Origin of the sequence: Candidatus Nitrospira nitrificans (assembly GCF_001458775.1) — a bacterium.
Lineage (GTDB): Bacteria > Nitrospirota > Nitrospiria > Nitrospirales > Nitrospiraceae > Nitrospira_D > Nitrospira_D nitrificans.
Genome location: NZ_CZPZ01000002.1, coordinates 130747 through 144402, shown reverse-complemented (window position 1 = coordinate 144402; position 13656 = coordinate 130747). Strand labels below are relative to the sequence as shown.

Here is a 13656-nt window from a genome sequence, read left to right as displayed (position 1 = left end):
CGTACTTGAAAGTTGTTGAGACGAACCTATACTACCTTTCAGCGAGAGATGAAAGGTTCGAGATATCGCATCGAGAAAGGAGCGCCCATGAAAAAGATTGCCGACATTCTGCGGTCAGACGGTAGCCATTGGGTCGGGGACGGGTTCCCCGTGCGATCGCTGTTTTCCTACCATCACGACAGCGCGGCCGTCAGCCCGTTTTTGCTGTTCGATTATGCGGGTCCGCATCGGTTCGATCCCACCGACCGTCCACGAGGCGTGGGGCAGCACCCGCATCGCGGCTTTGAAACCGTGACGATCGTCTATGACGGAGAGGTCGCGCACCGGGATTCGGCCGGGAACGGCGGAGTCATCGGACCGGGTGACGTCCAATGGATGACCGCCGCTCGCGGCATCATCCATGAGGAATTCCACTCGCCGAGCTACAGCAAGACAGGAGGCCCCTTCCGCATGGTCCAACTGTGGGTGAATCTTCCGGCAAAGGACAAAATGAATCCTCCCGGCTACCAGGCTATTACCAGCCGCGACATTCCGGTCGTCCCTTTGGCGGGTGGAACGGCACGGGTCATCGCGGGAGAATTCCACGCGGTCCGTGGACCGGCTCGCACATTCACAGCCGTCAACCTCTGGGATCTGCGCCTCGATCGAGCCACCGATCTCACGCTGAACCTTCCTGAAGGGCATACCGCCATGATGGCGGTGCTCTCCGGAAACGTGCTCATCAACGGCGCGCAGACCGTAGATGAAGCAGAGATTGTTCGGTTTGAGCGCGACGGGAGCGACGTCACTCTCCACGCTGATCGCGAGGCGATCGTGCTCATCTTGACAGGCGAGCCCATCGATGAGCCGGTGGTGGGCTATGGCCCGTTCGTCATGAACAGCGAGGCGGAAATTCGCCAGGCCTCGTACGATTTCAACAACGGCCGCTTCGGGCAAGTGGGCTCGTCCGAGCCACTTGCCCGGTGAGCCGGGCACACCCGTAATCCCTGCGGATTGAATGCGAGGTAAAGATGATTGCCCACGATACCCCGGCATAGCTTAGCCGGGGTATCGGCATCACCGGAATCCCGACCAACTATTCGTGGCAGGATCATTGCTATAGACCGCTACTTCCTATTGGACCATGATCGAGTTTGCCATCAGCCGTTCATTGAGTCTGTTCCTCTATGCCTTTCACGATGTCCCTGATTTGTGGTGTAACCGCGCTTTCCAGCGCTGAGCGGTCGTTGGATAGAGGAAGTCCGACGACCACGGCTACAACATTCCCACTCATGGTATCGAGAACCACGCTGTTCAACGTGCCGACCGTCTGATTCCGTTGATCTTATTGAGCCTTCTTCAGCTCAATGACGGTGCCTTCCTCGTTAAGTTCGACGACGACGTTCGATCCTTCAGGGATGACCTTGGCCTTGACTTCCAGGCGTTCCAACGGAAACACTTTCTCGCCTTCCGGAGTCCGTAATTTGATTTGCTTTTTATCCCTGCCGACATAGACCAACTTGCCGAACACCAGACGGTGGAGACCTGCCTGCCGCTTCTCCCCATGTCCGTCGATGACCAATCCTTCTTCATTGATCCACAGCATGACTTCATCACCGACCGCCGCATTGGATGGCACGAGCTTGCCCGGGACGGTATACCGTCCGGTGGGAGTCTTAATGAAGATGAGACCTGACTGAATCTTCTCGACCGTCCCGTGAGCTTGAATTCGATACCCCGGTCGCGTGCGTGGATTATCACTGACGACCATTTCGACGGTGAATTTATGAATGTCGATCAGTTTTCCCTCTTCATTCAGCTCAATGGTGACTGGCGCACCCTCTTGAAATTGTGCGAGTTTTGAACGGCCTGCCTGCACATCGAAGCTCTTTTCGCCTTCAGGAGTCCAGAGCTTGATTTCTCTCCGGTCGGACGACGTGTAGACCAAGTCCCCAGTGACATACCGATGGAAATGAGCGGGTTCTCCTTTTCGATGAACGTCGATCACGGCATTGTTCTCATTCACCTGCATCTCCACCTCTTCACCGACTTTCAGCTTCTCGGAACCCGGCAATGAAAAGGTCATCGATCCCCAAGATGTTTTCACGTGGATAAGGCCTGATTGCACTTTTGAAACAACGCCGCTGACCTTTGTCGGCGCGGCAACACCATGATTGCCTGTTTCGTCAGCAAACCCGTAGGGGGCCACTATCAACAAGCTCAAGACCATCACGCCGAAACTTATCAACTTTGCCTTCATTATGTTCCTCCTCTGTTCGTTTTAGTTTGACGTTTCCCTAAGTCCCATGCATCTGGGACAACGGATCGAGTCAGTACGGTTCTCCAGGACTTTCAACTTCTTCTGGGATAATCCTATGGTTGCCACGATCACCCTCTCTTATTTAAAGGTGGCGGTTTCAAGTTCCAAGTGCAACGGGTGAATACTGACGCAGTTGCGCGCAGACTTCCACGGGCGTCGAGAAGTCCAGACATGTGCGTGGGCGCGTGTTGAGACGATGGGCAATGGCGTTCAACTCGCGCTGGGTGCAACCCGACGAGTCCGTCCCCTTGGGGAGGTACTGGCGCAACAACCCATTTGTGTTCTCATTGGTGTCGCGTTGCCAGGGGCTGTACGGATCGGCAAAGGAGATTTTGATCGCGAGCCGCTCGGCCAGGCGTTCATGCTCGGCCCTCTCTTTCCCGCGATCATAGGTCAGCGTTTTGCGCAGCATCGCAGGCACATGCCGGAGTTTCTTGGTGAAACCCTGGCGGGCACTCGTGGCATCGGTTCCGTTCATCTTGGCCAGGATGACCAGGCGTGTGATCCGCTCCACCAGGGTGCCGACGGCCGACCCATTGCGCGCACCCTTGATCAAGTCGCCCTCCCAGTGACCGGGCACCGTGCGGGTTGCCACCTCGGCGGGACGCGCCGTGATCGGCGTCCTATTGGGAAGCTGGCCACGGTGGTCTGTCCCTCGCGCCCGAGCTGTTTCCGCATGCTGTCAGGATACGTGGGTCGACGGCGCCCCGCAATCTGTTCGGGCGAGCAGCTCTCGACTAGATGCGTCCTCACGTACTGCCAGAGCCAGGGATCCAGGAGTTTTGCGCGGTCGTCGCGGCTGCCACGCTCGCGCAGTCGCCCGTATCTGTGCTGTACAGGCTCGATAGGGATGGCCTCGCGTGGTGTTGCGAGCCGACTCGCGGCTGATGGTGCTGGGGGCGCGCCCCAACACGCTGGCCATCATCCGCAACGAATGGCCATGGGCCAAGCCCACGCTCAACGTCTCACGGTCTTCCGCACTCATGTGACGATAGGATCTCGTTGACATGGCAACCCCGTAGCCCATCCGGGCCGGTAGTGTCGCACTTGGAGTTAGAATTCAAGGATTCATGTATTGGGATGCGCAACATGTATGCCGGAGCAACTTGAATAGCTGGCACTATCCAAGTAGTGGGAATACTTGTGAAGATACATGGCCGAGGGAGACCCTGAGACTGAAGGAGTTTAAGGTGATCTGCCGATCCCGCAGCACGGTGCCGAAGGAGCGGCACTGTTCAGCTCGCCATCTTCACGGGCTGGGCTGCAGGTATTCCGATGGATTGATTCGTCAGAGAAGACGGTGTCGTGGGTTAATCCAGTGTCTGGCGATACCGCTTGACCCCGATCGCCAACACCACGACCGCGAATAGGGCGATCGGCCAGAGCTGGAGCGCGACCTCCTCCACGCCATTGCCCTTCAGCATGACCCCCCGCACAATCCGCAGAAAGTGCGTGAGAGGCAACACCTCGCCGATCGATTGCGCCCATTGCGGCATGCCTCGAAACGGGAACATGAACCCCGACAACAGGAGGGAGGGCAAAAAGAAAAAAAACGACAGCTGCACGGCCTGCAATTGGTTCTGCGCCAAGGTGGAAAACGTGATGCCCATCGCCAGGTTGGCCACAATGAAGACCAAGGCCGACACGAACAGCATGGGAACATTGCCGTACACCGGCACGCTGAACAGCAGATGAGACGCCAGCAGAATCAGTATCACTTGGATATAGCCCACGAGGACGTACGGCAACACCTTCCCGATCATGACTTCAAACGGCCTCGTCGGCATCGAGAGGAGATTTTCCATCGTGCCCCGTTCCCGTTCCCGCGTGATCGCCAGGCCGGTGATCATCACCATCGTCATGGTCAGCACGACACCCATCAGCCCGGGCACAATGTTGTATTGCGTGATCGCTTCGGGGTTATAGCGCGCGTGGACCCGCAAATCGATCGGGTCGTCGGTTCCCGCAAGATAGGCCAAGGGACCCGTCAGATCCCGTTGGAGCGCGGTCGTCATCAACCGGCGCAATGAGCCGATGGCATTGCTGGTCGCGGCCGGATCGGTTGCGTCGGCCTCAACGAGGATCGCCGGTCGCTCGCCGCGAAGCACGTCGCGCGAAAAGTTCTGGGGAATGTTGACGACAAACTGCGCTTCTCCACGCGCCAACACATTGTCCGCTTCCTGTTGGGTCGCCACCATGCGGACGAACTCGAAGTAGTCGCTGTTGCGAATCGCTTGCAGGATGCTCCGCCCATGAGGGCCGTGGTCGGCCAGCAACACCGCTGTCGGCAGGTGCTTCGGATCCGCGTTGATCGCGAAACCGAAGAGGACGAGCTGGATCAACGGGATGCCGACTATCATCCCGAAGGTCACGCGGTCGCGACGCATCTGAATGAATTCCTTCACGACGATCGCCCAAAAACGGGAACCTGAAAATGCCGAGCGCGCGTTCATGATGCAACGTTATCCGACGCGTGTTGCATAAGATGGATGAACACCTCTTCAAGCCCGGTGTCCACCCGATGCCATTCATAAGGAGTCGCGCGAAACGCCGCCACCGCTGTTTCCAGCGCGTCCGGGTCGTCGCCGCTGACGTGCAGTCGATCCCCGAACGCCACCGCCTGTCGGACCCCGGGCTGTCGACGAATGTTCACGGCCAGTCGATGGAGGTCCGGACCAGTGACCGACCAGGTCGTGAGCCGCGCCTGCTGAATCACGTCGGAGACAGTCCCATCCGCGAGCAGCTTTCCGTAGGCGATATAGGCGAGTCGGTGGCAGCGCTCGGCTTCATCCATGTAATGCGTGGTGATCAGAAACGTGAGCCCGTCGGCGGCCAGTTCGTGGATCTGTTCCCAGAATTCCCGTCTCGCTTTGGGATCGACGCCCGCCGTCGGCTCGTCGAGCAGGAGGAGCCGCGGCTGATGGATCAAGCAAGCGGCCAGCGCCAGTCGCTGCTTCCAGCCCCCGGAGAGTTGACCGGCAAGTTGTTGCCGCCGACCGGCGAGACCCAGCCGTTCGAGGCTCCGTTCCACCGCCTCGCGCCGGTGGGGAATCCCGAACATGCGCCCAACGAAGTCCAGATTCTCGGCGATGCTCAGGTCCTCATAGAAGCTGAACCGCTGGGTCATGTAGCCGACGGCGGCTTTGATCGCTTCGCTCTGGCCGATCACGTCATAGCCCAGACAGGTCCCGCTGCCTTCATCCGCCCGCAGAAGTCCGCAGAGCATCCGGATAAAGGTGGTCTTCCCGCTGCCGTTCGGTCCAAGAAAGCCATAAATCTCTCCTTGACGCACTTGCAACCCGATGTGATCGACGACGACGCGCGAACCGAACCGCTTTGTCATCCCATGCACATCGATGACGAACGGCCCTCCGTTTCGATCCCCTGTCATTGGACAGCCCCGAATCGCACGTCCACCGGTTGACCAGGATGCAAATCGGCCGCCGCAGCCTGGTCGAACAGCACTTCAACCATGAAGACCAATTTCTCACGGCTTCCCTGGCTGTAGATGACGGGTGGCGTATATTCGGCCCGCGGTGAAATGTAGCCGACCTTCCCATGAATCGAGCCCTGCACACCATCGACCATGACCTGCACCGGATCGCCAAGCTTGATCGTCCCAAGCCTCGCTTGAGACACGAATGCCCGCACCTTGATGTGAGCGGGCGGCAGTAGGACAACGACAGGGCGGCCCGCCGGCACCCATTCACCTTCCCGGTACAGGGTGTCGAATACGAACCCGGCTTTCGGCGCAACCTGGCGCTTCTGCGCCAGATCCCACTCCGCCCTGGCCAGCGCCGCTTCCTTGGCGCGGACCTCGGCCTCGGCCGCAACCACTTGATCGGCGCGGGAACCCAAGAGCGCCGTATGTAGATCGGCTTCAAGCTGGGCGACTCGCTGCTGGTTGTGATCCCACGATGATCGCGCGCGATCCACCTCGAGCTCTACCGCCGCGCCGGGCACCGCCGCGAGTCCTTCTTGGCGCGCGACTTCGCGCTGCGACAGCCGCAGCGCGACTTGGGCCTGTTTGAGCTGGGCCCGGAGGGATTCAATCTCGGATGGTCGTTTACCCTTTTTCCTGTCTTCAAGATTCGCCCGTGCTTGGCTCAACTTCCGCGCTGCTTCGTCTCTGGCCGCTTTCTCCGAGACCTCTTCCAGCGCGAACAGGGGATCACCGGCGCCGACCTGCGTTCCGCGCCGGACCGACAGCGAAGCCAAGGCCCCGCCGTGGGGCGAGGCGACATAGATGTACTCTCCTTCGACGTAGCCTTGGACCAGATCAGAGGGAGGCTGACGGCACCCAGGCAACACACTCCCCACCGTCAGCGCGAGAACGACATAGCAGACTGCGGAAAAGTTCATTTTACTCCTGTTGCCGGGACAGGCATCGTGGTTTTGGACGACATCAACTAGCTGCGCAGGATGCTCAAAAAGGCCGTCCAGCAAGGCCGCAGCAAGCGAGGAGGCGAGGCGTACGCTTCGGTACGTTGAGCCTCTGAGCGATGCGAGAACGCCGCTGGCGGACTTTTTGAGCATCCTGATAGAGAATCTGCATGGGGCTCCCTCCGCCATGACGCATCAGTTCACCGCTTTCGGCTTGGCGACAAACGATCCCTCCAAAATGATGCGGATGACGGACGAGTAGCCGGTCTCCAGCGTCAAACCGAGTTCCATCAGCTTGGGCGGATTCATGACGGCTTGGACCGCGCCAAGCAAAATCTCGATGATGAGATGGGTAGGAATGTCCGTTCGAATCATGCCCGCTTTCTTCCCATTCTCGAAAAGCGCCCCGAAATAACGGCGGATCAGCTCGCGTCGCCGTCGCTCGACGAATTGAAACAGTTCCGGTGTCTCACGCCCGATGTCTCTCACAAACGCCGGCTGAATCTCCGCGGTATGCCGTTGAAGACAGCCGAGAAACTGGTGGAGCGCCACTTCGACATCGGAATCTTGCTCTTTCGCCAACTGGCCAAGGTCCGATTCTATCTCCCCGACTTTGTCTTTCAGGACGGCCTCGATGAGCGCCGTCTTGCTCGAAAAACAGGCATACAGAGTCTTCTTGCTCATGGCCAATTCGGCGGCAAGATCATTCATGCTCACCGATCGAAATCCATGCGCAAAGAACTGACGGCGAGCCGCGGCGATCACTCTTCGAGCTGCGGCATGATCGACTGACGTTTCTCGCGGCCTGAATCTACGTGACGACATTACACCTGAAAGATACTATGAAAACTGTATTAGTACTATAAGTTTCCTTGGAGATCTGTCAAGCGCGAGCTCGCGCGGTCATGCTCCGATTTGCGAGTTGCTGACTCTAAGGGAAGTGAAACCTTCTTCAAAGGGCGGAGTAATCCGGCAAGACAGCTGACGGGACAAAGGAATGTGATGAGTGCCGCTGAAGTCTCGACACTACTGAGGGCGAGCGATGCCGAGCTTCTGCATCTTGGACTGGAGGGTGGTTCGCTTGAGTCCTAATCGCGCCGCCGCCCCCCCTGATCCACCGATGACCCACTTGGTTTCGCGCAAGGCGCGCAAGATTTGCTCCCGCTCGGCCTCTTCCAATGTCGGCGTGAGGGAGCCGAGAAGGTGGCTCTCCGGCTGGAGTTCGTCGATGGGGACATGCAAATCCGTTCCTTGAGTGAGGATCACGGAACGTTCCACGAGATTCTCCAGCTCACGAACGTTTCCCGGCCAGGCGTACCGTGAAAGCATATCGAGCGTCTTCGCCGGAACCGTCTGGATATTCTTCTTCATGCGAACCGCATAGTGTTGCGTGAAATAGCGGACTAAGATGGGAATATCCTCTGGCCGTTCGCGCAGCGGCGGAGCCGTGATGGGGAAGACATTCAACCGGTAGTACAAGTCGCTCCGGAACTGCTTGTCCTCCACCAGGCTTTTGAGATCCCGATTGGTGGCGGCAATCAACCGCACGTTCACTCGAATGGTCCTGGTGCTGCCCAGCCGCTCGAATTCCTGCTCCTGCAACACACGCAGCAATTTGGACTGCAGCTCCAACGGAATTTCTCCGACTTCGTCGAGAAAGATCGTGCCTTTATCGGCCAACTCGAATCGGCCGGCTTTCTGGGAGATCGCGCCTGTGAACGCCCCTCGTTCATGCCCGAAGAGCTCGCTCTCCAACAGTCCGGTTGGGATGGCGGCACAGTTCAGCTTGATGAACGTGCGCTCGCTCCGGCCGCTCAGTCGATGGATGGCCCGGGCGATGAGTTCCTTGCCGGTGCCTGTCTCTCCTTGGATGAGGACCGTCGAATCGGTGGGAGCCACGACTTCGACTTGTTTGAGCACCTGTTTGAGGGCTTTGCTGTCGCCGATGATGTCATCAAACCCATGCTCGACGCGAAGCTCCTCTTCGAGATAGAGCTTTTCCTTCGCCAATCTGTCTTTGAGCTCGGCGATCTGTTGGAATGCCAGGGCGTTTTCGACCGCAACAGCTACTTGTTGCGCCACTTGTTGAAGAAACTCTATATCCCGATCGCTATATGCCTCTTCTTTCAAGCTCAAGAATCCCATGGCGCCCAACCGGCCCCTCGCCGTGCTCAGCGGCACGAAACAAAACGACTTCGTCCCGTCCTCCGCCATGGCGCTGATGACCCACGGCCATCGTCGTTCTTCCGTCAGATTGGAGACCAGGAGCGGCTGCTGATTTTCCCATACCGACCCCGCGGGACAGTCTTCAATCGCCACTTCGTGCCCCCCCACCAGGTCCGCCGGCACATTGGCCTGAATCGTATGGAGACGCATCATCTTCTTGACGGGATCATGCAGAGACAAATCGACAAAATTCACCTGCACCACACGAGGGAGTCGATGGGCGAGATCACGAAAGAGTTGATCGAGGTCCCGCTGCGCGGAGATGACCTGCGCCACCTCCAGAAGCGCCTGGTATCGTTCCGCAAGGTCCTCACAGGGCGATAAGCCGGATTTATTCATGGCTGACAGTATGGACCATCGACCGGCAACGGCTCAAGAGGTCAAGAGAGAAGCGGGGCTAAACGCCACGCCTCACGGGATACGCTCGCCTCGCTGAGCGGGCGAAGCGGGCTTCACGCTCTTCAAGCGATGCGACCTGCCTCGCGAAGCCGCTTCGGCAAGGCGGGGAACGCCGCCGGCGGACTTTTTCAACAGCCTGCTACAGCGTCTGGTGCGTCCCGTCGCAATACGGCGGGGTCTTCGTCTGCTTGCACCGGCACAACGCAACCTCTTTCTTTGCATCCACGGTAAACTCAACCGGCTCGAGCCCGGTTCCTTCATGTGACCCATCACAAAATGGTTGGTCCCGCGAGCGCCCGCATGAACACCAGTAGTAGGTGCCCGGCTCTAGCGACATCACGGACGGTTCCTTGGCTGCAATGCGTGGTTGTCCCATGGATGTTCCCTCCTGTCATGGTTGGGTCAGGACTACAGGACGGAAGTATACCGTGTCACTATGCATTTCGCACCGCCTTCCTACGTGATTCCCTTCCATCACCACTTAAATATAGAATCTCGACTATTGTTTGGGGCGGTATTATTCACTTCGTCTATGGTATTTTCGTTCCCCCGGCCTATTGGCCGTACCGTCGATCGGCCATGATCGGCCGACATGGGGATAGCGTTCCTTTACGAGGGTACTGCGTGCATCCAGATTCCGTCTTCTTTCAAGATCTTGCCATCGTATTCCTGGCAGCGGTCGCAGGCGGCATACTCGCCCGGATTGCGGGGCAGCCGTTGATTCTGGGCTATGTCCTGGGCGGCATCGCGATCGGTCCATTTACTCCGGGACCCACCATTTCGGAATCCCATACGTTTGATCTGTTTGCGGAAATCGGTGTCATTCTCCTGATGTTTTCGATCGGGCTCGAGTTTTCCGTGAAGGACCTGATGCGCGTCAAATGGGTCGCGCTCGCCGGCGGACCGCTGGGGATTCTCGTGGCCATCGGATTGGCCGTCATGACGGGGAGCCTGATCGGGTGGTCGACGACCCAAAGCATCGTGATCGGGGCGGTCATTTCCATAGCGAGCACCATGGTGCTCGCCCGCCTGCTTGTCGATCGGGGCGAAATTCGTTCCAAGCACGGACGAGTGATGATCGGCATCGCCCTGGTCGAAGACGTGGCGGTCGTGGCCATGACGGTGCTCATGCCGGCCCTCGGAGAGTTCGACTCGGGGCGAGTGCTGCTGATCGGTCAAGCCTTTGTGAAGGCTCTGCTCATTCTTCTGCCATTGGGGTATTTGGGGGCCAAAGTCATCCCACTGATCATGACCCACGTCGCCAGGACCCAGAACCAAGAACTCTTTCTACTCGTCACACTGGCAATCAGTCTTGGGACCGCCGCCGTCACGCAGATGGTCGGACTCTCCCTCGCCTTGGGCGCATTTCTGGCCGGGCTCCTTATCAGCGCATCCGAATATGGGCACGAAACCTTGGCCCGGCTGCTTTCGCTGCGTGATGCCTTCGTCGCGCTCTTCTTCGTCACTATCGGCATTCTGATCGACCCGCGCGTGATCATCGATAACCTTTCTCTGCTTGCCACCATGATCGGCTTGATCGTCGTCGGGATGTTCATGATTTGGACGACCATCGTGCGGCTGTTCGGCTACTCTTGGACGACGGCCTTCCTGGTGGGAATAGGCCTCACTCAAATCGGCGAATTCTCATTTGTCCTGGTGCAGGTCGCAAAAGGGGCAGGCCATATCGGCAGCGAAGTATACAACGCGACGCTTGCGGCCTCCGTCATCACGATTCTCATCAATGCGGCTCTCGTGAGGTATGTCCCCGACTGGCTCGCCCGGCGGCGCCTCGCCCATGATCAGCATGACATGACGCCTTGGCATCCGGAAAGCGAACCGCTCCAACAACATGTCGTCCTGTGCGGCTTCGGCCGCGTCGGCAGCTCGCTGGGGAGGGCGTTGGACGCGTTCAGTCTTCCCTATGTGGTCATCGACAGAAATCCGGACATCATCCGCCGGTTACAAGGCCGGCACATCGCCTGTATCTTTGGCGACGCCTCCCATCGCGAATTGCTCATGAAGGCCGGAGCGGCGGATGCGTCTCTGATGATCGTGGCACTGCCTGAAATCGAGCCGGCTGCGCTCACGGTGAGCCGCATTCGCGCCATCAATCCGAAAGTTCCGATCTTAGCCCGCGCGCATGGACCGGCGGAAGCGGAACGACTCAGCGCGGGTGGGGCGGCCGAGGTTATCCAGCCTGAAGTCGAGACGGCGGCGACACTGATCCGGCATGTCTTGGCCTGGTTCGGGGTACCGAAGGACCGCATTCTGAACTATGTGGAGCACTATCGGCAGGTCATGGAAACGAAACGGCAACCGAGTTGAATCGGCGCCGCAAAGGTTACAACCGCAATAGCTCGATCGACAATCACGGCTGCCGCCAATCCGTGCGTTCAGTTCAATCGCACTCCCACTTCGTCGAGATGGCGCAAGAGGTCGGCAGGATCTTGATAGACACGGTAGGCACCGGCATGCTGAAGCTCCTCACGCCCATATCCCCCCGACAGTAAACCCACCCCCAAAGCCCAAGCCCGGCGGGCGGCCAACATATCCCAGACACTGTCCCCCACGATCACGCACCGGTTCATCGGTATCTTAAGCCGCTGGGCGGCGGCCAGGAAGAGATCCGGATCCGGTTTGGCGTGCCGCACGTCATCGCGCGTCACGACGGGCACATCCTGGGATAGGTTCAACAGTTTGAGGGTAGGCTGCGCGCTTTGCAAACGCCCGCTGGTGGCAATGGCGTACGGCGCGCCACGCGCTGAAAGCTCCGCCAACAGCTCCAGCGCGCCCGGCAACACGCGCAAAGAACCGGCCTGCCGGCGATAGGCCTCGGCGTGGGTGCGCTGAATACGCTCCACTTCTTCCGGCGAGAGTACTCGTCCGATCTCCCGAAGAAACGCCGACAACATGAGGCCCCCGCTCATGCCGATCTGCCGGTGGATCCGCCACACGGCCAGCTCGATCCCGGCACCTTGCATGGCTTCGCGCCAAGCCAGGACATGCTGATAGACACTATCCACCAGGGTGCCGTCCAGATCGAAGAGAAATGCCAAAGAGTCACGGTCCGATGAGAGTGTCATGGTGTGTGGTCCTGTAGGGTGTCGATTTAGGAACTGATCAAACGATACGGCTACCGAAGGCGATCATGATACACCCTCCACTCATAAGCGCAACGGCTTGATCGGCGACAGGACCGCCGCCGGATCGTTCTTCCACACCGACTCGTCCGCGTCAACATAGAGTTCGACTTCGTTCCCATCGGGATCTTTCAGATACAGACTTTGACTCACCGTGTGATCGCTCATGCCGTCGATCGATACACCGGCCTGTTCAAGTTCGTGCTTGGCCTTGCGGAGTTCATCCAACCTGTCCCCTACTTTAATGCCGATATGATAGAGCCCTCGACGTCGTCCAGTAGAAGGGCCGGGCGCATCGCCTACTTGAATGAGCAACAGCTCATGGTGCGTGCGGCCGGATGTCAGCGCAGCGGCTGCTCCGTTGAAGATCCGCCCCACTTCCTTGAAGCCCAACAAGTCTCGATAGAAGCCGAGCGATCGTTCCAGGTCTTTCACATAGAAGACGACGTGGCCTAAATAATGTGCTTTCATGTCCGCTCCTCTGGTAGCAGATTCCACCGAATGATGACGGGCGTTTCGCGTTCAAAGCCGAGCACGCTGATCGAGGCGGTGCGAAGCACGAACAACCGCCCCGCGTCGGGCTGCAGACCAAGCCAGCAGGCGGTGAGTATGCGCAAGATATGGGCATGGGCGAACAGTACCACGTCGCCGTTGACCGCCTTCGCTCGCTGGATCACCCGTTGGACGCGGCGCCCGACTTGTTCGATCGACTCGCCCTTGGGAACGGTGGTCGTCCAGATCGACCAGTCCGGTTGTTCCAACCTCATTTCCTCCGTCGTTCTTCCTTCATAAATGCCATAGTCCCATTCGAGCAGGTCATCGGTCACACTCGCCGCGTCGCCGTACCCGGCGAGGCGGCAGGTCTCATGCGCCCGACGCAGCGGACTGCTGAGCGCCAAGGCAAACCGTCGGCCGGCCAGAGATTGCCCGAGCGTAACCGACTGGCGCTCACCAGTCGGGGTCAGGGCGATGTCGGTGCGACCCGTGTGCCGTTTGGCCGCGCTCCATTCGGTCTCGCCGTGCCGAATCAGCCACAGTTCCTGACGTGATTCACTCATATGTCACTCTTCTCATCCTACTCGTAAATCAGCAGGATATTGACGACTATTTTGCAAGGCCGCAGCGAGGTCCGCGACGCGAAGAATAATTGCGCGTCACGTCCGCGGACGGGCGCGAGTTGATGAGCGCCCAGTGTCTTGGCGAGGCGTA

At 58.8% G+C, this 13656-nt stretch carries 12 protein-coding genes and 1 pseudogene; 2 read left to right on the top strand and 11 right to left on the bottom strand.

Annotated features, from left to right (window positions below; all coding sequences use genetic code 11):
* The first annotated feature begins 87 nt into the window (after positions 1-87).
* A complete protein-coding gene (locus COMA2_RS02875) occupies positions 88-966 on the top strand; it encodes a pirin family protein (RefSeq protein ID WP_090894471.1) in 879 nt (292 codons plus the stop codon).
* A gap of 358 nt (positions 967-1324) precedes the next feature.
* Here COMA2_RS02875 and COMA2_RS02870 read toward each other — a convergent pair whose 3' ends face one another.
* The 8 genes and pseudogenes from COMA2_RS02870 to COMA2_RS02835 form a co-directional block, all read right to left on the bottom strand.
* Positions 1325-2239 (bottom strand): hypothetical protein, encoded by a 915-nt coding sequence (locus tag COMA2_RS02870; protein WP_090894469.1) that lies wholly within the window; start codon positions 2237-2239, stop codon positions 1325-1327.
* Between the two features lie 157 nt (positions 2240-2396).
* Positions 2397-3308: pseudogene (locus COMA2_RS21230) on the bottom strand (IS30 family transposase).
* A gap of 301 nt (positions 3309-3609) precedes the next feature.
* Positions 3610-4752: an ABC transporter permease gene (locus tag COMA2_RS02860; RefSeq protein ID WP_090894467.1), complete on the bottom strand. Its 1143-nt coding sequence runs from the start codon at positions 4750-4752 to the stop codon at positions 3610-3612.
* Positions 4749-5690, bottom strand: a complete 942-nt coding sequence (locus tag COMA2_RS02855; protein ID WP_090894465.1) for an ABC transporter ATP-binding protein — start codon at positions 5688-5690, stop codon at positions 4749-4751. The genes COMA2_RS02860 and COMA2_RS02855 overlap by 4 nt, the downstream gene beginning before the upstream one ends.
* The gene (locus tag COMA2_RS02850; RefSeq protein WP_090894524.1) at positions 5687-6661 is read right to left on the bottom strand and encodes an HlyD family secretion protein; all 975 of its coding nucleotides are present in this window, start codon (positions 6659-6661) and stop codon (positions 5687-5689) included. Before COMA2_RS02850 ends, COMA2_RS02855 begins: the two co-directional genes overlap by 4 nt.
* Positions 6662-6877: 216 nt before the next feature.
* Positions 6878-7507 carry a TetR/AcrR family transcriptional regulator gene (locus COMA2_RS02845; protein WP_090894463.1) on the bottom strand — a complete coding sequence of 210 codons (630 nt, stop codon included), beginning with the start codon at positions 7505-7507 and terminating at the stop codon, positions 6878-6880.
* A 201-nt stretch (positions 7508-7708) separates the two neighbouring features.
* Positions 7709-9247: a sigma-54-dependent Fis family transcriptional regulator gene (locus tag COMA2_RS02840; protein ID WP_090894461.1), complete on the bottom strand. Its 1539-nt coding sequence runs from the start codon at positions 9245-9247 to the stop codon at positions 7709-7711.
* Between the two features lie 199 nt (positions 9248-9446).
* Positions 9447-9683: a CDGSH iron-sulfur domain-containing protein gene (locus COMA2_RS02835; protein ID WP_090894522.1), complete on the bottom strand. Its 237-nt coding sequence runs from the start codon at positions 9681-9683 to the stop codon at positions 9447-9449.
* A 248-nt stretch (positions 9684-9931) separates the two neighbouring features.
* Here COMA2_RS02835 and COMA2_RS02830 point away from each other — a divergent pair, with 248 nt between their 5' ends.
* Entirely contained in the window at positions 9932-11632 is a 1701-nt protein-coding gene (locus COMA2_RS02830; RefSeq protein ID WP_175304356.1) for a cation:proton antiporter, read from the top strand.
* Positions 11633-11700: 68 nt separating this feature from the next.
* Here the strand turns inward: COMA2_RS02830 and COMA2_RS02825 are convergent, their stop codons facing one another.
* The 3 genes from COMA2_RS02825 to COMA2_RS02815 all read right to left on the bottom strand — a co-directional run bounded on the left by COMA2_RS02825 (position 11701) and on the right by COMA2_RS02815 (position 13505).
* Positions 11701-12390, bottom strand: coding sequence for an HAD family hydrolase (locus COMA2_RS02825; protein ID WP_090894458.1), 690 nt, complete (start codon positions 12388-12390; stop codon positions 11701-11703).
* Positions 12391-12471: 81 nt separating this feature from the next.
* Positions 12472-12918, bottom strand: a complete 447-nt coding sequence (locus COMA2_RS02820; RefSeq protein ID WP_090894456.1) for a VOC family protein — start codon at positions 12916-12918, stop codon at positions 12472-12474.
* Positions 12915-13505, bottom strand: a complete 591-nt coding sequence (locus tag COMA2_RS02815; protein WP_090894454.1) for a histidine phosphatase family protein — start codon at positions 13503-13505, stop codon at positions 12915-12917. The genes COMA2_RS02820 and COMA2_RS02815 overlap by 4 nt, the downstream gene beginning before the upstream one ends.
* Between the last annotated feature and the right edge of the window lie 151 nt (positions 13506-13656).

Bases quoted from the DNA above. Each gene is read 5' to 3' on its own strand.
- COMA2_RS02875 (WP_090894471.1), top strand. From the start codon at position 88: ATGAAAAAGATTGCCGACATTCTGCGGTCAGACGGTAGCCATTGGGTC.
- COMA2_RS02870 (WP_090894469.1), bottom strand. From the start codon at position 2,239: ATGAAGGCAAAGTTGATAAGTTTCGGCGTGATGGTCTTGAGCTTGTTG.
- COMA2_RS02860 (WP_090894467.1), bottom strand. From the start codon at position 4,752: ATGAACGCGCGCTCGGCATTTTCAGGTTCCCGTTTTTGGGCGATCGTC.
- COMA2_RS02855 (WP_090894465.1), bottom strand. From the start codon at position 5,690: ATGACAGGGGATCGAAACGGAGGGCCGTTCGTCATCGATGTGCATGGG.
- COMA2_RS02850 (WP_090894524.1), bottom strand. From the start codon at position 6,661: ATGAACTTTTCCGCAGTCTGCTATGTCGTTCTCGCGCTGACGGTGGGG.
- COMA2_RS02845 (WP_090894463.1), bottom strand. From the start codon at position 7,507: ATGTCGTCACGTAGATTCAGGCCGCGAGAAACGTCAGTCGATCATGCC.
- COMA2_RS02840 (WP_090894461.1), bottom strand. From the start codon at position 9,247: ATGAATAAATCCGGCTTATCGCCCTGTGAGGACCTTGCGGAACGATAC.
- COMA2_RS02835 (WP_090894522.1), bottom strand. From the start codon at position 9,683: ATGGGACAACCACGCATTGCAGCCAAGGAACCGTCCGTGATGTCGCTA.
- COMA2_RS02825 (WP_090894458.1), bottom strand. From the start codon at position 12,390: ATGACACTCTCATCGGACCGTGACTCTTTGGCATTTCTCTTCGATCTG.
- COMA2_RS02820 (WP_090894456.1), bottom strand. From the start codon at position 12,918: ATGAAAGCACATTATTTAGGCCACGTCGTCTTCTATGTGAAAGACCTG.
- COMA2_RS02815 (WP_090894454.1), bottom strand. From the start codon at position 13,505: ATGAGTGAATCACGTCAGGAACTGTGGCTGATTCGGCACGGCGAGACC.